Consider the following 20,989-nt stretch of genomic DNA (forward strand, 5'->3'; position numbering starts at 1 on the left):
CCCTGACCCGCACGTCAAGGGCAAGCCCGCCACGCCCACCGGGGCCGCCGGAACGCCGTCCGGGTGCACACCCCGCGGCGGCCGCCGCGACCGTCCCGCCCCGGCGAAACCGCTCGACCGCGCGGGCCCCGACGGGCCATGATCCTCTCCGTGACGACGACACAGCGGTTCCTGGTCCGGGCGGCGGCCCGCAACAACGCCGAGTGGTGCGCCGTGATGAGCCGGTCGCACGGTGTGCGCGGCGAGTTCGGCCGACAGGCGTGGACCGCGTCGGTCCGTACGCCGCCGTACCACCCCGACGCCGTGACGCTGGCCCCGGGCGCCGACGCGGCCGAGCTGCTGAACCGGATCGACGTCGGGGCGCCCGGCGCGAGCGTCAAGGACAGCTTCGCCGACCTGGACCTGACGCGGGCGGGCTTCCGGGTGCTGTTCGACGCCCACTGGATCCACCGCCCGGCGAGCGCCGCGGCCACCGAGCCGGAGCTGGCGTGGGAGGTTGTCCGCACTCCGCCGGCACTGCGCGCCTGGCAGCTCGCCCGGGACGACGGTACGGGCGACGACGCCTTGTTCCGGTCCGAGTTGCTAAAAGACCGGGCCACTTTCGTGCTCGCCGGCCGATCCGCCGAGGGGCGGGTGGTCGCCGGAGCGGTGGCGAGCCGAAGCGACCGGGTGGCCGGGATCTCCAACCTGTTCGCGTCGGCGGGCGGTGCCTCCGGAGCCTGGCCGGGCGCGCTGCACACCGTGCAGCGCCTGTTCCCCGGCCTCCCCGTGGTCGGTTACGAACACGGGGAGGACCTGGACGCGGCGCTCCACCACGGCTTCGAGCCGGTCGGCCCCCTGCGGATCTGGCTGCGCGACTGACCGGGACGGGGCGCCGAGGACCGACACCGGCAGCCGTCGGCGGCCGGCCCGTCGGCCGCCCGCGTCGCCCCGGCGGGCCCGCTGACCACCCGCGTCACCTCGACCGGCCCGTCAGCCCTCGCTGCTGCGGCCGGCCTCCAGCACGCCGCGCCCACCGGGCACGCCCCGCCCCCGCTCTCGGGCGGCCGGGGGTCCTTCCCCGGGGTCCTGTACCGCGACGGGGTGATGAGCCCGCGGCGCGGAGTCCGCCTCGCCCAGGGCACCACTCGTGAGCAGAGCGACCGGCCGGCTCCGCACGTTCGGCGCCTGGACCGCCGGCTGAGCCGCCCGCACCGCCGCTCACTCCACCGGGAACAGCTTCGCGGCGTTGTCGTGGCACACGGCCCGCAGCCAGTCCTCGCCCAGACCCAGCCGCTCCAGGGCCTGGAGCTGGTGCAGGTACGGATAAGGGATGTTGGGGAAGTCGGTGCCGAGCAGGACACGGTCGCCGAGCGCCGCGAGCCTCGGCAGGGCCCGGCCCGGGAACGGCATGAAACCCTCGGAGAAGTCGGTGAACACCATCGTCGTGTCCAGCCGCACCTCGTCGTACCGTTCGGCGAGGCCCAGGAACTCCTCGTACTCCGGCATCCCCAGGTGCGCGACGATCAGCCGCAGTCGCGGGTGGCGCGCCAGCAGCCGGGCGACGGGTTCGGGGCCCGTGTGCTCGCCGGGCGCGGGACCGGAGCCGCAGTGCATCACCACGGGGACGCGGGCCTCGGCGAGCAGGCCCCACGCCTGGTCCAACCGCTCGTCGGCCGGATCGTACGCCCCCACCTGCACATGGGACTTGAACACCCGCGCCCCCGCCTCGACGGCCTCGCGGACGTACGCCTCCACACCCGGCTCGGGGTACAGCGTGGCGGTGTGCAGGCAGTCGGGGGTGCGGCGGGCGAACTCGGCGGCCCAGCCGTTCAGCCACCGGGCCATGCCGGGCTTGTGCGGATAGAGCATGGAGGTGAAGGCGCGCACCCCGAACTCCCTCAGCAGCGCCGTGCGTTCCGCCTCCTCCGCCCGGTACGTGATCGGCCACTTCAGCCCGCCGATCAGCGGCCCGTTGGCGTCGAAGTAGTCCCACACCTTGCGCAGGACCCGCTCGGGCATGAAGTGCGTGTGGACGTCGATCAGTCCCGGAAGACCGAGCCCGGCCCAGAAACGACGGACCTCGTCCGCCTCCTCGCGCGAAGCCGGGGCGGAGCCGGCGGACGCCGTACGGTGATCGTTCATACCGCCCACGATCACCCCTGACGAGGGGCCGGAGCGACCCCTTCCACCAGGGGTTCCGTGAGGAATCCGTCACAGGCCACCGGGTCATTCGCCGCCGCGCGCGGGGCGGATTGCCGCCGGGCGATCTTTCACCCGATCGAGGGTTGTCACCCATCCGGCCAGGCCACAGCCCCGGATTCCCCGCGTGAGGGACGAAGAGGAGGACCCGGCCGGGCCACGTGCGGCCGAGTATCCCTTCGTCGCCTCCGTCCTCGACAGCACGCCCCACCGTCACCGGGAGAACCACGATGACCACCCGTACCCGCCGCCTCGCCGTCGCGCTCGCCGCCGCAGCGGCGCTGCCCCTCGCCCTGACCGCCTGCTCCGGCGGCAGCGGCGACTCGGGCGCGTCGGACACCTCCGCCCAGGCGTCCGCCTCGCCGAGCAGCGACGACATGGGCGGTTCCGGCAGCGGCGCGAGCGCCGTGGACCAGCCGTTCGGCGCGGCCTGTTCCGCGGTGCCGAAGAACGGCGCCGGGTCCTTCGGCGGCATGGCGCAGGACCCGGTGGCCACCGCGGCCTCGCACAACCCCGTGCTCTCCACGCTGGTGACCGCGGTGAAGAAGGCCGGCCTGGTCGACACGCTCAACAACGCGCAGCACATCACCGTGTTCGCGCCCACCGACGACGCCTTCGCCAAGATCCCTAAGGCCACCCTCGACAAGGTCCTCAACGACAAGGCCGAGTTGACCAAGATCCTCACCTACCACGTCGTCGGCAAGCGCCTCGCGCCGGATGACCTGGCGAAGGGCTCCTACGAAACCCTGGAGAAGTCCCGGCTGACGACCGCCGGTTCGGGCGAGACCTTCACGGTCGACGGCAGCGCGAAGGTCGTCTGCGGCAACGTCCGCACCGCGAACGCCACGGTCTACATCGTCGACACGGTCCTCATGCCGAAGAGCTGACACTCGGGGGCTGGGGCTGGGGCTGGGGCTGGGGCTGGGGCTGGGGCTGGGGCCGAGGCAGAGACCGAGACGGAGGCGGAGGGGGCGATCGGCCCGCCCGGCCGAGCACTCACCCGGCGGGCGCGGCACACCGGCGGCAGGCGCCGGTGTGCCGCCCGCGCCGCGGCGACCGCGTCCGCGCCGCCCGCCACCACGCCCGCCGCCGCGCGGCGACCCGGGGGCGGCGGCCGCTCCGCACGAACCGGCCGAAGGCAGCGACGGCCGGGGGCGACGTCGCCGGCCGATGGTGTCGGCCGCGCCGGACGGGGATACCTGCAGACCATGGAAGCAGTGACAGCGTTCTTCGAGGCGGACCGGCGGCTGACCCGGCAGACGGCGTCCCGGGTCCCGCCCGGGGCCGCCAAGGTGTTGTCGGCCGTGGAGGAGTGCGCGGAGAGCTCGAAACTGTGGTGCGGCGCGGCCGCGCTCATGGCCGTGTGCGGCGGGCGGCGCGGCCGCCGGGCCGCCGTGACCGGTCTGACGGCGCTCGCCGTCGCGCAACTGGTGTCCAACGCCCTGTGCAAACGGCTCGCGGACCGGCCCCGCCCGCCCGAGGAGTGGATACCGCACGACGAGGTCGAGGACCGTCCCGACTCGTCGTCCTTCCCGTCCGGTCACACCGCGGCGGCGGTCGCCTTCACCGCCGCGGTCGCGTCCCTCGCACCGCCGGCGGGCGCCCTGTGCGCGGTTCCGGCCGGCCTGGTCGCCGTCGAACGGGTGCAAAGCGGCGCCCACTACCCGAGCGACGTGGCCGCGGGCGCCGTCATCGGCCTGGCCTGCGCCTGGCTGGTCCGCAGGACTCCCCGGTTGCCGCGCAAGGCGCGGTGGTCGTAGGGAGAGCTGTCCCCTCGTCCGTACCGATGCCCCGGCCGCCGTTTGAGAACGGCGGCCGGGGCTATCCGAGAGGGGGAGCGGGCGACGGTGGAAGGGACTGGCGGCAGATGACCGTGGCGACACAGCAGCGCGGTGGCGGAGGAGGCTCCAGCGGCCTCTACGACGTGCTGGAATTGATCCTCGACCGAGGGCTGGTGATCGACGCGTTCATCCGGGTCTCCCTCGTCGGCATCGAGATCCTGAAGATCGACATACGTATCGTGGTCGCGAGCGTCGACACGTATCTGCGCTTCGCCGAGGCCTGCAACCGGCTCGATCTGGAGGCGGGGCCGCGCAAGCCGGCCGGACTGACCGAGCTTCCGGGGCGGATGAAGGAGTCGGGGGCGCACGGGGCGGCCAAGGGGGTCCTCTCCGGTGCCGCGGAGACCATCTCGGAGGCCTTCCACCAGGCCCGCGACGAGGCACGGGGGAAGTAGGGCGTCGGTAGACCGCCCGCGGACCGGAGGTGTGTGACGTCAGGCGCCGGGAGACGGGGAGACCGTGGGCGCCGCGTCGGCACCGGTGGCGGGTCCCGGTCGGCAGCGCGTCCGGCGGCAACCGCCCCGGTCAGGGCCGCGGCCCCGCCGAGGGCGGCCCTGCGGCGGCGGGACAGGAATCGGGAGCCGAGGGCGTTGGCAGGCTCTACGTGTAGCGTCACCGGGGCAAGCACGGCAGTGGGAACGCCGTCTGTGAGCCACGTGTGCATCATCCGCCCGGAACGCCCCAGCCTCTGACCGGTTGCGGCCGATCGGGCTCCACCCGGCCGCCGCACGAGCCCGCCCTCACGGCGGCGGAGGCGGGGCGTCGTCCGGCCCGCGCCCCCTCCCCGCGGTACGGGTCAGGGCGAGGACGGCCATGTCGTCCTGGTTCCGTCCCCCCGTCCAGCGCGCCACGTCACGCACCACGGCGTCCACGAGCCGCCGGGGGTTCGGGTATGCACCGGGAGCGAGGCGGTCGCTCGGATCGTAGAACGTCCCCTGCCCGTCGCGCGCCTCGGTCACCCCGTCGGTGACCAGCAGCAGCGAGGCGCCGGGGTTCAGCGGGAAGACGTCCGTGCCCGCCCCGCCGTCCGCCCCGGCGCCGGGCCACAGCCGCATCCCCAGGGGCAGCTCGTGGGTGCTCGGTTCCAACGGCGAGACGGCCCGCCCGTCGACCAGGTACGGCGGCGGATGCCCGCGGTTGCACACCTGGGCCGTGCGCCCGTCCGGGGGAATCTGGAGCAGTACGGCGGTGGTGAAATCCTCGGACTCCCCGCCCGCGCCGCCCCGGGCGAGGACGTCGTCCAGCCGGTGCGCCAGCTCGCCGAGGGTGGGCACGTGGTCGGCCTCCACCCGGAACGCCCCGATCAGCACCGAGACGGTCGACACCGCCCCCAGCCCCTTGCCCCGCACGTCCCCGATGATCGCCCGCACCCCGAACGGGGTCGACTGGACCGCGTACAGATCGCCCCCGATCCGCGCCTCGGTCTCCGCGGCCACGTACCGGGCGGCCACCGCCACCGGCCCGGCTCGGCGCGGCGGGTCCGGGAGCACCGCCCGCTGGGCGATCTCGGCCACGTCGCGGACCTGCGCCAGCCGGCGCCCCTGGAGGGCCAGGATGCGGTTGACCCCGAGCGCCAGGAGACCGGTGGTCAGCACATCGGCCAGGTCCACGAGCAGCGCCGTCGCGGGGCGCCCGAGGTGCAGGTCCAGCAGGACCGAGATCACGCACGCCGCCACCGCGAAGAACAGGCTGGCGCGGAAGGACATCAGGGCGCTGGCGACCAGCGGGGCCGCGGAGAGCAGCGGCAGCCCCATGTACGGCTGCGCCCCGAACAGGTCGGCCACCACCCCGCCGACCAGGAGCAGCGCGGCGACCAGCCCGGGCAGGAGGCGGAACCGCGGGCGCAGGTCGCCTCGCGGCGTCCCTCCCCGGCGGTTCGGACCCCGTCGCCACCGCATCAGAGGCGGGACCGGCGGCCACGGCAGACAGCGCCACCCCGCAAGGCGGGACCGGTCGAGAGGTGCGGGGCCGGAGCGGGGTGTTCCCGGGCCGGACGGCTCGTCGACGCGCGCACCGCCGGCGCGCACGGCGGGGCGTCGCACGGCAGCGGCGCGTGACCCCGGGCCGACCGCCGGTACGACGGCCGCGCCGAACGCTCCGCAGTCATACCGACACCGTAGGACCTCGCCGACCTCCCGGCACGTCGTGACGGGCCGCCAAGCGGGCAGGGCTACGGCTTGCGCGCGAGACCGGCGGAGATCAGACGCTCCCAGACGGTGAGTTCCCGTTCGCCGTCGCCGATCCGCGGGGTGTCCACCACCTCGGGACGCCACAGGGACGCGGGGACGATCCCGGGCTCGAGGATCTCCAGACCGTCCAGCAACGCCTCGATCTCCGCGTCGGTGCGCCACCGCCCCCGGCCGAAGGTCTGCTGGAGGACCCGCTCCGCCTCCTCCGTCTCCGGGTTGTTGCCGGACCGGAAGTGGCTGACGAAGAAGTGGCTGCCCGAGGGCACGCGCTCACGCCAGTAGCGGACGATCGCGGCGGGGTCCTCCTCGTCGTTGACGTGGTGGAGGATGGCGCTGAAGACGACGGCGACGGGCTGCTCGAAGTCGATCAGTTCCAGGGTGTCCGGGTGGGTGAACACGCCCTCCGGGTCGCGGACATCGACCGGGACGACCCGGGTCCGGTCGTTCTCCTCCAGCAACGCCCGCCCGTGGACCAGCACCTGGGGATCGATGTCGACGTACACCACCCGGGACTCCGGATCGTGCCGCTGAGCGACCTGGTGGACGTTGTCGGCGGTCGGCAGGCCGCTGCCCAGGTCGATGAACTGCCGTATCGCGGTGGTCGTCACGATCTCCCCGATCGCCCGGGTCAGAGCGGAGCGGTTGGCGAAGGCGATCGCCACGGAACCGGGGAGGTCGCGCTTGAACACATCGCCGATCTCCCGGTCCACGGCGTAGTTGTCCTTGCCGCCGAGCAGGTAGTCGTAGACACGGGCGATACTCGGCTTGTTGGGGTCGATGGAGGAACCGTGATCCGTCATGGGGCACATCCTCCCCATCCCGCGGCCCGCTGACCACACCTTTGGACTTGTTGGTACTGGCAGAGCGCGTGCCCGTGGGCGATCGCGAGCTTGGGCTGCTCGGCCTGCTCCTGGAGATCTGCGAGGAACGAGGTGCGAGCGTCATCCTTCGTGAGCCCCGGGCGCACATCGCTTTCCCACGCGCGACGTCGAAATCCCAAGGTGAGAGCCTGTGAACAAACCCCATCTGCGTGCAGCAGCGTCGGGTGTGCCCGCGCTTCGGGCGGACGGCGGTTTGTTCGCAGACTCTGAGCTGAACCGCTGACGGGGTGGCTCGTGGAATACGCCAGAGACCTGCCTTCTGCCAGCGGCAGAACACCGCCCCGACCGGGTTCGACGATCACTACAGTCCAGGCTCATGACGACAGTCACAACGCGCACGATCGAATACGCGGCCGACGGCCTGACGATGATCGGGCACCTTGCGCTCCCGGCCGGTGCCGGCCTCCGGTCCGCAGTCCTGGTCGGGCCCGAGGGGGTGGGGCTCAGCGACGTCGAGCGCCGCCGGGCCGATGCGCTCGCCGAGCTGGGATACGTGGCGCTGGCCTTCGACCTCCACGGCGGGCGCTATTTGAGCGACCCTGAAGAGATGTTGGCCCGTTGCATGCCGCTGCTCGCCGACCCCGACCGGATGCGAGGCATCGGCCACGCGGCGCTCGACGTGCTCCGCGCCGAGCCGCGGACCGACCCGGACCGGATCGCCGCCGTCGGCTACGGCACCGGGGGTGCAATCGCGCTGGAACTCGGGCGCGACGGCGTCGACCTGCGCGCGATCGCGACAGTCAACGGACTGACCACGGGCCGACCGGGCGAGACGGCGCGCATTCACTGCCCGGTGTGGGCCGGGGTCGGGTCGGAAGACCCGATCATGCCGCCCGCGCAACGGGACGCGTTCACCGCCGAGATGCAGGCTGCGGGCGTCGACTGGCGCCTCGTGGTCTACGGCGGCGCCGTGCACGCCTTCCATCACCCACCGGTCGACCACATCGTGCGTCCCGGGGTCGGCTATCACCCTCAGCACGCGCAGCGAGCCTGGCGGGACGTCGTCGACCTGCTCGCCGAGTGCCTGCCCATAACGGAGTGATCCGGGCGGACTGGGTGGTGCTCACCGTGCCGAGTGCGCCAGACCGGCTCGCCGACCTCGGGCGTGCCGACGCTGTCCGGGTAGCGGGCGAGTCGGACACATGCCTCCGGCGAGATCGGCACGAGCTCGCGGTCTCGGGTGCCCTTGGTGATGACGTAGAGGCCCGGCTTGGCCCAGTGGATGTCGCCGGTCCCGACACCGCGCACCTCCTCCGCCTTGGCGCCGCCGGAGACGTAGCAGTCGAGCAGAACTGGATCCCGCTGGCAGCCCATGGCGGCGAACAGTTCGTCCCACAACGGATCAGGTATGGAGCGCGGAGGTCGTCTGGCAACCTTCTGACGCGGCCAGGCCCGGCCCAACACCGGCTTGGGTCCAGCGGGCCCAGGTGACTCAAGGCCCGGTGCCGCTGTGGCGAGACGGGCACCGGGTTCGCCACCGGCCCGCGTCCGTAGTGCCTTCAGACGGCGATGCCGTCGAGCAGAAGGGCGAGGCCGCCCAGGAACTCCCGGTCGGCGTCCACGGTGCGGGCGTCCCGGGCGGTCGCGGCCATCAGCGGGAACTCGGCGACGGGCAGGGCGGCGAGGGCGGTCGTCCCGGGGCCGGACAGGGGGCCCAGGTGCTCCAGCTGGATGGCCCCGATGACGTAGCCGAGCAGGGCGCGCAGGACGACGACCCGCCGCTCGCCCTCGAGGCCGGCCTCGGTGAGGACCGCGAGCACGGTCTCCGACCAGCGCAGCACCCCGAGGGAGTGGTGCCGGTGGGTGACGGTGAGGGGGACGACCTCCGGATGGGCGCCCACGGTGGCGCGCAGCCGCCCCGCCAGGACCGTGACCCGCTCGCGCCAGGGTGCGCCCGGCTCCGGCGGCTCGGTGTCCACGGCGCCCAGCACGCGTTCCACGACCAGTCGTTCGAGTTCGTCGCGGTCCGTCACGTACCGGTAGAGCCCCATGGTGCTCACGCCCAGTTCCTTGGCGACGGCGCGCATCGAGAGCCCGGCGAGGCCGTCGCGGTCGATGACGGCGAGCGCGGCCGAGGCGAGCTGTTCGGGGGTGAGAGAACGCGGACGTGGCATGACGGTTGACAGCGTACGACATACGCCTACGCTGGTAGGCGTACGGCATACGCCTACGAAGGGATGCCCATGCGCACCTCCCGCGGCCGGCTGGAACCCGGCTCCACCGTCGAGACCCGCTCGCTCACCGCCGTCTGTGGCGAACGGGTCGCCGTGCCCGACCCCGAGCGGCTCGTCCATCTCCAGTTCCGCCGTTTCGCCGGCTGCCCGGTGTGCAATCTGCATCTGCGCTCGGTGGTACGGCGGCACGGGGAGATCGAGGCCGCCGGGGTGCGGGAGGTCGTGGTCTTCCACTCGCCCGCGCAGGAGCTGGCGCCGCACACCGCGGACCTCCCGTTCGCCGTCGTCGCCGACCCGGCCCAGCGGCTGTACGCGGACTTCGGCGTGGAGCGGTCGCCCCGCGCCCTGCTCAGCCCGCGAGTGTGGGGGCCCCTCGCATGGGCGGTCCTCAGCGGCGCGTGGCAGGTGGCGCGCGGGCGCGAGCGCCTGCCCTCCCGCAGCCCGCACGGCGGCCGACTCGGCCTGCCCGCCGACTTCCTCCTCGCCCGCGACGGTCGAATCCTGGCCGCCAAGTACGGCGAACACGCCTACGACCAGTGGCCGGTGGACGAACTGCTGGAACTCGCGGCGCGGTCGGCCGTCCGCACGGACGCACCGGCGGCCGATCGTACGGACGCACAGACGGCCGACGGGCAACGCTAGTGCCGCATCAGGCACCGTGTGCCCTGCCGACGACGGCGCGTAGGCGCCCGTCGTCGGCAGGGCGGTTTCGCCGGATGACATAGCGGCGGATCATGCTGCCCCGCTCTTTGTGGGTGGCGAGGTCGACCGCGTCTTCGGGGTCTCGGTGCCGACACCGCGCTACTGCGAGGGGCGCGGGCTGATCCGGTTAACCGCGCGGCGCGGCCGGGCGCGCCAGTACGACCGCGCGGGCCTGGGGCGGTTCGCCTGCGCGCGGCCGTGGCACGACGACGGCATGATGACGCTCGCCGACACCGCCACCGTGATGACCAGCGAGGACGCCGCCGAACGCCATGGCCTGACCGAGGCCGGACACGCCGCCGTGCGGGAGCGGATCGACCGGCTGCCCCGGGCCGCCGACGTGCTGCGGCACATGCTGGACTGGCCGTCGGACCACCCGTTGAGCAGCCCCGTCACCGGGGCTCATGTCCGCGCCCGCGTCGACGCCGCCCCCAGCGGCGAGGGCTCCGTCCCGGCCCTGCCGAACGCCACGGCGGAGCCGTCGCCGCCGGACCCGACTGCCCGGCTTCTCACCGGAGGACGGTCGCCCCGTACGCCTCACCAGGGGACGGTCGCCCCGTGGCGGTCCAGGAAGCGCAGGTCGCCGGACCCGCCCTTGTGCGCCGCCTCCAGGACGTCGGCGACGGCCGGAATGCTCTCCTCGGGGACCAGGGGCGCATCGGGTCCGCCGAGCCGGGTCCGGTTGTGGCCGGGGTCGATGAGCAGCTTGGTGTGCCCGTCGCCGGCGTGGCGGGTGGCGTAGCTGCGCATCAGCTGGTTCAGCGCGGCCTTGCTCGCCTTGTACAGCTCGTAGCCGCCCTCGGTGTTGAGCGAGACGCTGCCCTGCTCGGAGGACATGACCGCGACGGTTCCGCCGGGCGCGACGAGGTCGTGGAGGGCTTCGAGGACGCGCAGCGGACTGAGCGCGTTGGTGATCATCACTTCGGTGAACATGGCCGTCGGAACCTCGTGGATCGGCAGGTCACCCCGGTCGATGGCCGCGTTGACGAAGACCAGATCGAGCCGACGGCCCTTCAAGCGCTCACGCAGAGCGACGAGTTGTGCGAAGCTGGTCATCTCCAGGGTTTCGACGGTCAGATGTCCGTTCGAGGCGTCGGCGCGCACCCGCAGCTCACCGCCCGGTCGGCGCGTGGTGGCGATGACCTGCCAGCCGCGCCCGGCGAGTTCGCCGGCGAGGGCGAGCCCTAACCCGCGGGAGGCTCCGATGAGAAGGGCGTGACGGTCGGAGAGGGGGGCCGGCTGGTCGGGCATGACGGACATGTTCACTCCTCGGTGGTCGAGGCCTCACAGTAGACGCGGCGTTGCGTCTAGACAACAGGTGGGGCCGACTGCCCGGTAGGGTGTGCCGCATGTCCGCAGCCAGCCCCCAGCCCCGCCGGCCGCGCTCCGGCAACAGGCGCGACGAGGCCGCACGTCTCGCCGTGCTGCACGCGGCGGACGACCTGCTCGCCGAGCGCGGCTTCGGCGCGCTGACCGTCGAGGCGATCGCCCGCCGGGCCGGGGTCGCCAAGCAGACGATCTACCGCTGGTGGCCCTCGAAGGTCGAGATCCTGCTCGACACCCTCATCGAGGACAGCGGCGAACGGCTGCCCGTGCCGACGGAGCAGCCCACGGCCGAGAGCGTCCGCGGCTACCTCCGCGACTTCGCGCGCTTCCTCACGGACGATCCCGCCGGGAAGGTGCTGCTCGCCCTGCTCGCCGAGGCGCAGCACGACCCCGGCACGGCCGAGCGCTTCCACGAGCGCTACCTCGGCCCCCGCCGCGCCCAGGAACGCGACATGCTCAGGCGAGCGATCGTCGCCGGCGAGGTCGCACTCGATCTCGACCCCGACACCACGCTCGACGCGATCACCGGCCCGCTCGTCTACCGCGCCCTGACCGGCTCGCCCGTCTCACCTGCCCTGGTGGACATCATCGCCGACAACCTTTTGAACCCGCGCGGGAGTTGACCGCCGCTCCCGCTTCAAATGGCACGCCCGGGCGGGACGGCGGCGTGCGCCGCCCAAGCGGCGGGCGGGGGCGGAAGACCGGATGCGGGAAGACCGGATGCGGGAAGACCGGGTGCGGCCGCTTCGCCCGGAGCATGCCGGGACGGTCCACCGTCCCGACCCCCTGGTCATTCCGGGGCTGCGCCGATCGGGTGGCAGTGCCGGAGCGGACGGCGCCGACCGGGTATGCCGGTAGGGATGCCGCTGTCGGTGGGGCAGACGGCCGCGACGGAACGAGAGCCCATGCGTGTCATCCCCGGATCCGGCCGGCGCCGCCGTCCCGTCCCGCCGCTGCGGGGCCGGGTCGCGGTCGTGACCGGCGCCGCGCGCGGGGTCGGCAAGGCCCTCGCCCGGCGCCTGTCCGAGGCCGGGATGCTCGTCGCGCTGGTCGGGCGAGAGGAGGAGACCCTGTGCCGCGCGGCCGAGTCCCTGCCCGGCCCGACCGTCTGCGTCGAGGCCGACGTCACCGACCCCGCCGCGCTCGCACACGCCGCCCGCCGGATCGCCGCCGAGCTGGGACCGGCGAGCGTGGTCGTCGCCAACGCCGGCATCGCCGCCGCCGGCCCCTTCGCGCACACCCCGGCGGACCTGTGGCAGCGGGTCGTCGACGTCAACCTCACCGGCTCCGCCAACACCGCCCGGGCATTCCTGCCCCAACTGACCCGCACCCGCGGCTACTTCCTCCAGATCGCCTCGACCGCCGCGTTCGGCTCCGCCCCGATGATGAGCGCCTACTGCGCCTCCAAGGCCGGCGTCGAGTCCTTCGCCCAGGCCCTGCGCGGCGAGGTCGAACCCGACGGGATCACCGTCGGCATCGCCTATCTGCACTGGACCGCCACCGACATGGTCACCGGCATCGACGACCACCCCGTCCTGCGGGCCCTCAGGCGCAACCAGCCCCGCTTCACCCGCGCCGTGCACAGCACCGCCCAGGTCGCCGACTGGCTGACCGCCGGGATCACCCACCGGGCCCACCAGATCTACGCGCCCCCCTGGCTGCGCTGGTGCCAGCCCCTGCGCCCCGCCTTCCCGCCCCTCGTCACCCGGGTCGCCCGGCGGGAACTGCGCCGCCAGTCCTCGACGCGCCTGGTCGCCGACACCGGAGTCCTCGGCGCCGGCGGCCGCGCCGACCTCGACGCCCACCGGTCAGCCCACCGGCCCTCTCCGCCCGGCCTCGACTAGGGCATTTCACTTGGATCATGCCGGGCCCGCGGGGTCTGGCACCGCCCCTCACGGTGTCGTCGTCGGTCGCCATGGCTCCGCCATGCCGCCCTCCTCCGCCTTGTGACGCTCCCCCACTGCCTGGACGGGGTGGGAGGCGCCCCCCCTCACCGGACCCCGCTCCCTGATCCGGCCTGGTCCAAACGGAAGACCCCAGGGGTCGCCGGGGGACGGTACGGGACACCAGCGGAGTGATCCACCGTGACGGCCAGCTCCCCGGCGGGCCCACGGAGCGGGCGAACCGGAAGTGGGGCAGCGGGACGGACCGGGATTGGGTCTGACCAGCGGTCCACCGACCCTCTACCGTCACCGGTATGACGCACCGACCGGGCCGCTCCCTGGCCTTCGCCCAGCTCGCCAACTCCATCGGCGACGGCGCCTACTACGTGACCTCGGCGCTGTACTTCACCCGGATCGCGGGACTCGCCCCGGCCCGGGTCGGACTCGGGCTGACCCTCGCCTGGGGAGTCGGCTCGCTGGTCGGTGTGCCGGTCGGGCGGCTCGCGGACCGGCACGGGCCGCGCGGTACGTCGGTGCTGCTGGCGCTCGGCACCGCCGCGGCGGTCGCCTCCTTCCTGCTGGTCCGGGGGTTCGCGCCGTTCGTCCTCACGGCCTGCTGCTACGCCGCCGCCCAGTCCGGGCTCGCCGCGGCCCGCCAGGCGCTGCTGGCCCACCTGGTGGCGGCCGGGGAACGGACCGGACTGCTCGCGCGCCTGCAGTCGACGCTCAACGGCGGACTGGCGGTGGGCGCGGCGCTCGGCGGGGTGGCGTTGAGCGTCGGGACGGCTCCGGCGTACCGGGGCGCGCTGGCCCTGGACGCGCTCTGCTTCCTCGTCTGCGCGCTGCTCCTGCTGCGGCTGCCCGCCGTACGCGTCCCCGCGCCCGCCGGTGCGGGCGGCGGGCGGCGGTTCGCGGTGCTCCGCGACCGGCCGTACTCCCTGCTCGCCCTCCTCAACACCGTGCTGCTGCTGCGGCTGCCGCTGCTCAGCCTCGCGCTGCCGCTGTGGATCACCGAACGCACCGGGGCGCCCGCCTGGCTCGCGTCCGGACTGTTCGTCCTCAACACCCTCGCGGTGACGCTGTTCCAGGTGCGCACGGCGAGATCCGTGACCGGACTCGGCAGCGCCGTCAGGGTGTTGCGCCGGTCCGGGCTCGTGACGGCCGCATCCTGCGCGGTGTTCGCGCTGTCGGCGGGACGGTCGGCGTGGCCCGCGACCGCGATCCTGACCGCCGGCGCGGTACTCCAGGTCGTGGCGGAGATGCAGCAGTCGGCCGGATCGTGGCAGCTCTCCTTCGCCCTCGCCCCGGCCGACCGGATGGGGGAGTACCAGGGGCTGTTCGGAACCGGAGTGACCGTCGCCCGCACCCTCGGTCCGCTGATCGTGACCTGGCTGCTCCTGGACCGGGGCGCCCCCGGCTGGCTGCTGCTCGGCCTGCTGACGGCGGTGGCCGCGTACGTCATGGACCCGGTCGCCCGCCGGGCCGCCCACCGGCGCGCGGCCGAGGCGGCGGACCCGGTGGCCCGCACCGACACGCTCCAGCACACCCCGTAGCGCCCAACTGCCCCTCCTGGCGAGGCCACTTGCGGAATCATGGAGGAGTAACGGTGGCGGCGAGAGGGGGACGACGTGGCGCGCGTCGTGGTGGTGCACGGGATCGGGCAGGAATACGTCGGGCGGCGCAGTCTGCGGGACCCGGTCGCCGCCGCCCTCGCCGACGGCGTCGAACTCGCCGCCACGGCAGGGGACATCACCGACCCCGCCCTCACCCCGGACGACATCGACGTCGCGTTCTACGGAGACGCCTTCCGCGCCGTGGGCCGCAAGGGCGAACCGCCCGCGCCGCGTTCCGTCGCCGACCTCACCGATCCCTACGAACAGGCCCTGCTGGAAGCCCTGGCGGCCGCCGCCGCGCCGACGGCGGACCCGGCCGCCCGCGCCACGACCAAGGCCCCCACCCCGCGCAGCCTCCAGCGCGCGCTGAACGTCCTGCTGCGCTCACCGTTCCTGCCGGGGCCGGTGGCCGAACGGTTCCTGCTCGGCGTGCTGCGGCAGGTGCGCCGCTACTTCACCGATGACACCGTGCGCGCCCGCGCCGCCGCGGCCGTCGACGCCCGGATCGGCCCCGACACCACCGTCCTCGTCGGCCACTCGCTGGGCTCCGTCGTCGCCTACGAGAGCCTGTGCGCCCGGCCCGACCGGCCCGTGCGCACCCTGGTCACCCTCGGCTCCCCGCTAGGCATGCCCGCCCTCGTCTTCGACCGGCTGCGCCCCGCCCCCGCCGCCGGGCACGGTCACTGGCCGGCCGGCCTGGACCGCTGGACCAACCTCGCGGACCGGAACGACGTGGTCGCCTCGGTCAAGGAACTCAGCCCACTGTTCGCACCCCGCCCCGGAACGGCCGACGCACGACCCGGCGCCGTACTGCGCGACATCCCCGTGGCCAACGGCTGGAAGGCGCACGACGCGCTGCGCCACCTGACCGCCCGCGAGACCGGCGCGGCCATCGGCGAGGGCCTCGTGGCGGCCCGATGAGCGCGGCCACGCCGCGACGCTACGCGCTCGCCGTCGGCGCCGCACGCTACACGCACGCCGAACTGCCCGCGCTGCCCGGCGTCGCCAAGGACCTCCCGGCCGTCCTCGCCGCCCTGGCCGGACTCGGGTACGAACCGGTGCCCGCCTTCCCCGACGGCATCCTTGACCCGCCCACCCCCGACGACGTGCTGCGCCCCCTGCTGCGCTGGCTCACCGACGGCTTCGACGACGCGGACACCCTCCTCGTCCACTACAGCGGCCACGGTCAGGAGGAGGGCGGCGCCCACTACCTGATGTGCGCCGACTCCGACCCGGGCGCCGCCGAAGTGCGCGTCAGCGCGCTCGCCGCCCGCCACCTCGTGGAACTGCCCGCCCTCAAAGGTGTACGGCGGCTCCTGCTCGTCCTGGACGCCTGCTACGCCGGACAGGGCGCGGTGGACGCCGTACGCCACGCCGTCCGGGCCAAACTCGCCCTCGCCCACGCGCCCGGCGCCGACCACCGGTACCTCGAGTCCTTCGGCGTGCTCAGCGCCGCCCGGATCACCGACGAGGCACAGGACGGCGCCTTCAGCGCCGCGCTCGCCCACGTCCTCGCCGACGAGGCCCGCCTCGGGCACCGCGCCAGCCACATCAGCCTGCCCGACCTGACCGGCGCCCTCAACGCCGAGTTCCAGCGGCGCGGCATCGAACAACGCGCCGACTGGGCCCAGTTGTGCGACGACACCGTGCCCGGCGACCCCACCACCGGCTTCTTCCCGAACCCGCACTACGTACCCGAACTACGCACCGCGGGCAGCGAGTTCGACGTCGCCGAACAGCGCTACTTCGTCCGCGCCCTGGGCCGTGCCGTACCGTACGAACTCGCCGAGCAGCGCCGCCGGCGGACGGATCTCGCCGAGCACTTCACTCCGCGCGGCACCGGACGGCAGACGGCCGCCGACACCGGCCACTACTTCACCGGCCGCACCCGCGCCCTGAGAGAACTCGCCGCCTGGCTCGGCGGCGAGCGCCACCCGGCCACCCGCCTCGCCGTCGTGACCGGCCCGCCCGGCGTCGGCAAGTCCGCGCTCCTGGGCCGCCTCGTCGCCCTGGCCGACCCGGACGTCCGCGACACCGTCCCGGCCGGCACCGTGACGCCCGGCACCGCACCGCGGCGCGGCGCCATCACCGCCGCCGTGCACGCCCGCGCCCTCACCCTGCCCCAGGTCGTCGCCGCCCTCGCCGCCGCCGTGCAGGCGGCCGAGCCCACCGAGAGCGGGCTGCGCGAACGCCTCGACCGCCTGGACTCCGTCGCCACGGTCGTCGTCGACGCGCTCGACGAGTCCGGCGTCACCCACGACGAGGAACGCCGCATCGCCCGCTTCCTCACCCACCTGGTCGCCGAGTCGCCCCGCCTGCGCCTGCTGATCGGCACCCGGCCCCACATCGTCGGCGTGCTCACCGCGGCCGGGCTCCCGGTGCACAAGATGGACCTCGCCGAAGCGAAGTGGACGGCCGTCGGCGACCTCACCGCCTATTGCGAGCGACTGCTGCGCGCCCCGCACGGCCCCGGCAGCGACACCCGGCTCCCCGACGCCTTCGTCACCGCCACGGCCGCCGAGATCGCGGGCAGGGCGCACCCCCTCTACCTGGTGGCCCGGCTCATCGCCCGCGCGACGGCCGCTGTCACCCCGCCGGGCCCGGCCGAACCCGTCGCTCCGGACCTGCCCGACACCACGGGCGGTCCCGCCGCCGCGATCGGCCGGGCCTTCCGCTGGGCCCTCGCCCAGCAGTTCCCGCCCCACGAGGTCGTACGCGTACGGCGGTTGCTCAGACCGCTCGCCTACGCCGACGGCCAGGGCATGCCCCTGACTCACTGGGCGGCGCTCGCGGCGCCCCGGCCCGACCTGGCCGGCCGGACCACCGAAGACCTGCTGGAACTGCTGCGCAGCGACGCCGTCGGCCCCTACCTGGTCGAAAGCCTCGACGAGGACGGACGCTGCGTCTACCGGCTCTACCACCAGGCGCTCGCCGACGACCTGCGGCACGACGCGCCTCCCGACGCCGAGGACCACTGGTACCGGCGGATGCTGCGCGCCGTACCGCGCGACGCCGCCGGCCGCCGGCAGTGGCGCGAGGCCGACCCGTACCTGCTGCGCCGGCTGCCCGCCAAGGCGGCCGCCGCCGGGCGCCTGGACGAACTGGTCGGCGACGCCGGGTTCCTGGTGCACGCCCACCCCTCCGGCCTGGCACCGCTGCTGCACGGACTACGCTCCGACGAGGCGCGCCTGGCCGCGGCCGTCTACCGCGACCACCTCGATCTGCACCGGAGCGCGGGCCCGGACGAACGCCGCCACATCCTCGCCTGCGACGCCGCCCGGCACCGGCACACCGCCCTGCTGGCCGAGCTGAACGTGAGCTGCCCGCCCGGCCGGTGGCGTCCGGCGTGGGCAGCGGCCGGCAGCTCCCGCGCCGCCCTGTCCGTACAGCCCCTGGCCTACGGCGCCGGCGGGCCAGTCGTCGCCCTCTGCCGTACGAAGCTGGCCGGACGGCAGATCGCCGTCGCCGCAGACGGCCCGGAACCGCGTGCCTGGGACCTGGCCACCGGCCGTCCGCTGGAACTCCCCGTCCGCGCCGCCGCCGAGCCCCTGACGGCGCTGACCGCCGCCGACTGCGAGGGCCGCAAGCTGCTCGTCACCGGCACCGCGACCGGCGCCGTGCACGTCCACGACCTCGCCACCGGCGAGGGGCACACCGCGGACCGCCCGGCCGGCGAGGAGCCGCCGGCAGCGGTGACGGGCCTGGTCACCCTCGGTCTGCTCGGCCGGCGGATCGTGGTCGGCGCCGCCGAGGACGGCGTCCTGCGGACCTGGGACCTCGCCACCGCGGCCCCGCTCCAGCACCGGCTGGAACTGCCGGACGGCTGCACCGGGAACCTGGCGACGTCGACCGTCGACGCCGACCCCGCCGCGGCCACCCCGGCCGCGAGACTGGGCCGGGAGGTCATCGTCACCGGCGACTCCCAGGGCGTCCTCCACCTCTGGGACCCCGCGGAGGGCCGGAGCACGGCCTCGGCCGCCGTACCGGACCGCCCACCGTTACGCGCGGTCGGCTGCGCCCTCGTCCACGGCCTGCCGGTCGCCGTCACCGCCGACCGGCAGGCGGTGCGCATCTGGTCCCTGCGCCGGCTCTCCCCGCCGCGCGGCGTCGCCGCCTGGGCGCCGCCCTCACCCGCCACGGCCGTCTCCTGCGCGCAACTCGGCGGCCGCCCCGTCGCCGTCGTCGCCTGCGAGGACGCCTCCCTGCACGTGCTCGACCTGGAGACCCGCCGCCTGGTCGCCTCCTCCGCGCCCCGACGGCCGGCCGGCTCCGCGGTGGGCGCTCCCGCGGCGGCCGTGCGGTTCACCGCCCTGCACACCGACACCCCCGGCGGCGACGCCACCACCGCGCTCGTCGGCGCGGCCGACGGCACGCTGCACGTGTGCGACCTGACCCCGCCGCCGGGCTCCGCCAGCGACGGTCACACCCGCGCCGTCAGCGGTGTCGCCTCGCTGCTGCGCGGCGGCCGGCCGATGGTGGTGACGACGGGCCGCGACCTCACGATCCGCAGCTGGTGGGCGGAGACCGGCACCCCCGCCGTACGCCATGTCGGCGACGGCGTCTCCCTGTTCACTGGCGTCGCGGCGACCGCCGTCGACGGCCGCGCCTATGCGCTGACCCTGGCCGTCAACCGGCCGGCGGAGGTGTGGGACCTGGCCAGGGGCATCACGATGGAACCGTACGCGCGCCGCTGGGCCACGGCCGCCGCGATCGGCCGTCACCGCGGGGAGACCGTCGCCGTCACGGCGGACCACACCCACTGCCTGCGGGTGTGGGACCTGATCAGCGGCGCCCCGCTGCGTGACCTGCGCGGCCACACCGCCCGGGTGACGGCGCTGGCCTGCGCCCCGCAGGGCGGCCGGCTCGCCGTCGTCTCCGCGCAGGAGGACGGGCCGGTACGCCTGTGGCGCTTGCTCGGCCCGGCCCACGAGGTACGGGAGCTGAAGAGCCCGGTGCCGGCGAGGGCGGTGGCCTGCGTCCGCTCGCACGGCCGCCCGCTGGCCGTCGTCGCGGGCGCGGACGGCACCGTACGCCTCTGGGACGGCACGACGGATCACGGGGCCGTCGTCGCGGAACACCCGGCCGCGCCGACCGCGCTCGCGGCGCGCCTGCTGGAAGGGCGGCTGCTGCTGGCCACGGGCGACGGCACGGGCCGGGTGACCGTGTGGGAAGCGGACCACGGCCGGCATCCGTTCCGGGCCGCACGGCACGTCGACACGTTCGCCCTGCCCGGCCCGGTCGCGGTGGACGCGCTGGACCTCGCCCCCGGCGGGCGGCTCGTGGTCTGCGCGGACAAGGACGTCTACGCGTTCGACACGGGGCGTCGGCGGCGCACCGAGGACGGCTGGGAGCGGAGCGGGCGGCGGCGGGGTGACGTACCGCCGAACCGGCGCCCGGCTGCGCGCCCGGCAAGCGGGTGACCGCGGGCCGGTGGTGTGAACCGTGGTTGAGGCGGGGGCGCGGGGGCATGCGGGTCTCAGGACAGCGGACGGCCTGCCGGCCCGGGCGAGGGCGGACGGCAGGGGAAAGGCGGGCGGGGATGAGCGAGCGGACCGCGGCGGCGCCGGAGCGGCGGCCGGTGGAGCCGGCGGACGGCGACGGCGGCGCGGCCAGGACGCCGCCGCTGCGGCCCGGCGGCTACGACCCGGCCGACTACGCCGCACACGTGGTGCGTGCCGCCGAGACGGCCGGGGTGCCGCCCCTGCTCGTGATGACCGTGCTCCACAACGAGGCGTACAAACCCCACCACCCGCTGCTGGAACGCCTGTGGCAGTGGTGGAAGCCCGGGGCGTCCTTCGGGGTCGCCAACATGCACCGGGCGACGTTCGAGAGGGTGCGCCGCACCCACGGCCTGTCGCGGCCGTGGCGGGACCTGCGCGAGGACCCGGCCTTCGCCGTCCACGCGGCGGCCCTGCACCTGAGCGACCTCGACCGGAGCCTGCCGCGGCGGCATGTGCGCCGCTACACCCGCGACGAACTCCTCGCCCTCGGCTACAACACCGGCGAGCGCAACATGCGGGCCTTCGCCCGCGGCGTCCCGCCCGGCCCCATGGCACGGTCGTACCTGCGCCGGTTCCGCGCCTTCCGGAGCCGGGCCGCCGACGCCCTGGCACACGGCGGCGCACAGCGCGACGCCGGACCGCACGGCGAGGGGACCGGCTGAGCGGTCGCACTCGGCGGCGACGGCGGCGCGGTCGGC

At 74.8% G+C, this 20,989-nt stretch carries 17 protein-coding genes; 12 read left to right on the top strand and 5 right to left on the bottom strand.

The window, feature by feature from the left end; translation table 11 throughout:
- The first annotated feature begins 150 nt into the window (after nucleotides 1-150).
- Entirely contained in the window at nucleotides 151-861 is a 711-nt protein-coding gene (locus AB0N63_RS19260) for a hypothetical protein (RefSeq protein ID WP_365530191.1), read from the top strand.
- A 339-nt stretch (nucleotides 862-1,200) separates the two neighbouring features.
- On the opposite strand, the gene AB0N63_RS19265 is transcribed toward AB0N63_RS19260, so the two are convergent.
- The gene (locus AB0N63_RS19265; RefSeq protein WP_365530192.1) at nucleotides 1,201-2,124 is read right to left on the bottom strand and encodes an amidohydrolase family protein; all 924 of its coding nucleotides are present in this window, start codon (nucleotides 2,122-2,124) and stop codon (nucleotides 1,201-1,203) included.
- A gap of 287 nt (nucleotides 2,125-2,411) precedes the next feature.
- Here AB0N63_RS19265 and AB0N63_RS19270 point away from each other — a divergent pair, with 287 nt between their 5' ends.
- The 3 genes from AB0N63_RS19270 to AB0N63_RS19280 all read left to right on the top strand — a co-directional run bounded on the left by AB0N63_RS19270 (nucleotide 2,412) and on the right by AB0N63_RS19280 (nucleotide 4,417).
- Nucleotides 2,412-3,068 (top strand): fasciclin domain-containing protein, encoded by a 657-nt coding sequence (locus AB0N63_RS19270; RefSeq protein ID WP_365530193.1) that lies wholly within the window; start codon nucleotides 2,412-2,414, stop codon nucleotides 3,066-3,068.
- A 321-nt stretch (nucleotides 3,069-3,389) separates the two neighbouring features.
- The gene (locus AB0N63_RS19275) at nucleotides 3,390-3,941 is read left to right on the top strand and encodes a phosphatase PAP2 family protein (protein WP_365530194.1); all 552 of its coding nucleotides are present in this window, start codon (nucleotides 3,390-3,392) and stop codon (nucleotides 3,939-3,941) included.
- Between the two features lie 107 nt (nucleotides 3,942-4,048).
- The gene (locus AB0N63_RS19280; protein ID WP_365530195.1) at nucleotides 4,049-4,417 is read left to right on the top strand and encodes a gas vesicle structural protein GvpA; all 369 of its coding nucleotides are present in this window, start codon (nucleotides 4,049-4,051) and stop codon (nucleotides 4,415-4,417) included.
- A 345-nt stretch (nucleotides 4,418-4,762) separates the two neighbouring features.
- Here AB0N63_RS19280 and AB0N63_RS19285 read toward each other — a convergent pair whose 3' ends face one another.
- A complete protein-coding gene (locus AB0N63_RS19285; RefSeq protein WP_365530196.1) occupies nucleotides 4,763-5,920 on the bottom strand; it encodes a PP2C family protein-serine/threonine phosphatase in 1,158 nt (385 codons plus the stop codon).
- 272 nt (nucleotides 5,921-6,192) lie between these two features.
- Nucleotides 6,193-7,011: an SAM-dependent methyltransferase gene (locus AB0N63_RS19290; protein ID WP_365530197.1), complete on the bottom strand. Its 819-nt coding sequence runs from the start codon at nucleotides 7,009-7,011 to the stop codon at nucleotides 6,193-6,195.
- A gap of 397 nt (nucleotides 7,012-7,408) precedes the next feature.
- On the opposite strand from AB0N63_RS19290, the gene AB0N63_RS19295 reads away from it, so the two are divergent.
- The gene (locus AB0N63_RS19295) at nucleotides 7,409-8,134 is read left to right on the top strand and encodes a dienelactone hydrolase family protein (RefSeq protein ID WP_365530198.1); all 726 of its coding nucleotides are present in this window, start codon (nucleotides 7,409-7,411) and stop codon (nucleotides 8,132-8,134) included.
- A gap of 457 nt (nucleotides 8,135-8,591) precedes the next feature.
- Here AB0N63_RS19295 and AB0N63_RS19300 read toward each other — a convergent pair whose 3' ends face one another.
- Nucleotides 8,592-9,206, bottom strand: a complete 615-nt coding sequence (locus AB0N63_RS19300) for a TetR/AcrR family transcriptional regulator C-terminal domain-containing protein (protein ID WP_365530199.1) — start codon at nucleotides 9,204-9,206, stop codon at nucleotides 8,592-8,594.
- A 63-nt stretch (nucleotides 9,207-9,269) separates the two neighbouring features.
- Here AB0N63_RS19300 and AB0N63_RS19305 point away from each other — a divergent pair, with 63 nt between their 5' ends.
- A complete protein-coding gene (locus AB0N63_RS19305; protein WP_365530200.1) occupies nucleotides 9,270-9,908 on the top strand; it encodes a peroxiredoxin-like family protein in 639 nt (212 codons plus the stop codon).
- Nucleotides 9,909-10,505: 597 nt separating this feature from the next.
- Here the strand turns inward: AB0N63_RS19305 and AB0N63_RS19310 are convergent.
- Nucleotides 10,506-11,228, bottom strand: a complete 723-nt coding sequence (locus tag AB0N63_RS19310) for an SDR family NAD(P)-dependent oxidoreductase (RefSeq protein WP_365530201.1) — start codon at nucleotides 11,226-11,228, stop codon at nucleotides 10,506-10,508.
- An 89-nt stretch (nucleotides 11,229-11,317) separates the two neighbouring features.
- On the opposite strand from AB0N63_RS19310, the gene AB0N63_RS19315 reads away from it, so the two are divergent.
- From AB0N63_RS19315 to AB0N63_RS19340, 6 genes are all read left to right on the top strand, one after another.
- Complete coding sequence (locus AB0N63_RS19315; RefSeq protein WP_365530202.1) at nucleotides 11,318-11,917, top strand: TetR/AcrR family transcriptional regulator; 600 nt, start codon at nucleotides 11,318-11,320, stop codon at nucleotides 11,915-11,917.
- A 282-nt stretch (nucleotides 11,918-12,199) separates the two neighbouring features.
- A complete protein-coding gene (locus tag AB0N63_RS19320) occupies nucleotides 12,200-13,138 on the top strand; it encodes an SDR family oxidoreductase (RefSeq protein ID WP_365530203.1) in 939 nt (312 codons plus the stop codon).
- Between the two features lie 353 nt (nucleotides 13,139-13,491).
- Entirely contained in the window at nucleotides 13,492-14,730 is a 1,239-nt protein-coding gene (locus AB0N63_RS19325; protein ID WP_365530204.1) for an MFS transporter, read from the top strand.
- A gap of 75 nt (nucleotides 14,731-14,805) precedes the next feature.
- Nucleotides 14,806-15,711: a hypothetical protein gene (locus tag AB0N63_RS19330; protein WP_365530205.1), complete on the top strand. Its 906-nt coding sequence runs from the start codon at nucleotides 14,806-14,808 to the stop codon at nucleotides 15,709-15,711.
- Complete coding sequence (locus tag AB0N63_RS19335) at nucleotides 15,708-20,210, top strand: AAA family ATPase (protein ID WP_365530206.1); 4,503 nt, start codon at nucleotides 15,708-15,710, stop codon at nucleotides 20,208-20,210. The genes AB0N63_RS19330 and AB0N63_RS19335 overlap by 4 nt, the downstream gene beginning before the upstream one ends.
- A 119-nt stretch (nucleotides 20,211-20,329) precedes the next feature.
- A complete protein-coding gene (locus AB0N63_RS19340; RefSeq protein ID WP_365530207.1) occupies nucleotides 20,330-20,953 on the top strand; it encodes a lytic transglycosylase domain-containing protein in 624 nt (207 codons plus the stop codon).
- Nucleotides 20,954-20,989 lie beyond the last annotated feature (36 nt).

This window comes from Streptomyces sp. NPDC093260, from assembly GCF_040683715.1.
In the GTDB taxonomy this organism is placed as follows: Bacteria; Actinomycetota; Actinomycetes; order Streptomycetales; family Streptomycetaceae; genus Streptomyces; species Streptomyces sennicomposti.

What these genes read in the sequence shown, in the direction of transcription:
- AB0N63_RS19340 (WP_365530207.1), top strand. Translation starts at nt 20,330, where the DNA reads ATGAGCGAGCGGACCGCGGCGGCGCCGGAGCGGCGGCCGGTGGAGCCG.
- AB0N63_RS19270 (WP_365530193.1), top strand. Translation starts at nt 2,412, where the DNA reads ATGACCACCCGTACCCGCCGCCTCGCCGTCGCGCTCGCCGCCGCAGCG.
- AB0N63_RS19280 (WP_365530195.1), top strand. Translation starts at nt 4,049, where the DNA reads ATGACCGTGGCGACACAGCAGCGCGGTGGCGGAGGAGGCTCCAGCGGC.
- AB0N63_RS19295 (WP_365530198.1), top strand. Translation starts at nt 7,409, where the DNA reads ATGACGACAGTCACAACGCGCACGATCGAATACGCGGCCGACGGCCTG.
- AB0N63_RS19290 (WP_365530197.1), bottom strand. Translation starts at nt 7,011, where the DNA reads ATGACGGATCACGGTTCCTCCATCGACCCCAACAAGCCGAGTATCGCC.
- AB0N63_RS19325 (WP_365530204.1), top strand. Translation starts at nt 13,492, where the DNA reads ATGACGCACCGACCGGGCCGCTCCCTGGCCTTCGCCCAGCTCGCCAAC.
- AB0N63_RS19275 (WP_365530194.1), top strand. Translation starts at nt 3,390, where the DNA reads ATGGAAGCAGTGACAGCGTTCTTCGAGGCGGACCGGCGGCTGACCCGG.
- AB0N63_RS19285 (WP_365530196.1), bottom strand. Translation starts at nt 5,920, where the DNA reads ATGCGGTGGCGACGGGGTCCGAACCGCCGGGGAGGGACGCCGCGAGGC.
- AB0N63_RS19335 (WP_365530206.1), top strand. Translation starts at nt 15,708, where the DNA reads ATGAGCGCGGCCACGCCGCGACGCTACGCGCTCGCCGTCGGCGCCGCA.
- AB0N63_RS19300 (WP_365530199.1), bottom strand. Translation starts at nt 9,206, where the DNA reads ATGCCACGTCCGCGTTCTCTCACCCCCGAACAGCTCGCCTCGGCCGCG.
- AB0N63_RS19315 (WP_365530202.1), top strand. Translation starts at nt 11,318, where the DNA reads ATGTCCGCAGCCAGCCCCCAGCCCCGCCGGCCGCGCTCCGGCAACAGG.
- AB0N63_RS19265 (WP_365530192.1), bottom strand. Translation starts at nt 2,124, where the DNA reads ATGAACGATCACCGTACGGCGTCCGCCGGCTCCGCCCCGGCTTCGCGC.
- AB0N63_RS19305 (WP_365530200.1), top strand. Translation starts at nt 9,270, where the DNA reads ATGCCCATGCGCACCTCCCGCGGCCGGCTGGAACCCGGCTCCACCGTC.
- AB0N63_RS19320 (WP_365530203.1), top strand. Translation starts at nt 12,200, where the DNA reads ATGCGTGTCATCCCCGGATCCGGCCGGCGCCGCCGTCCCGTCCCGCCG.
- AB0N63_RS19310 (WP_365530201.1), bottom strand. Translation starts at nt 11,228, where the DNA reads ATGTCCGTCATGCCCGACCAGCCGGCCCCCCTCTCCGACCGTCACGCC.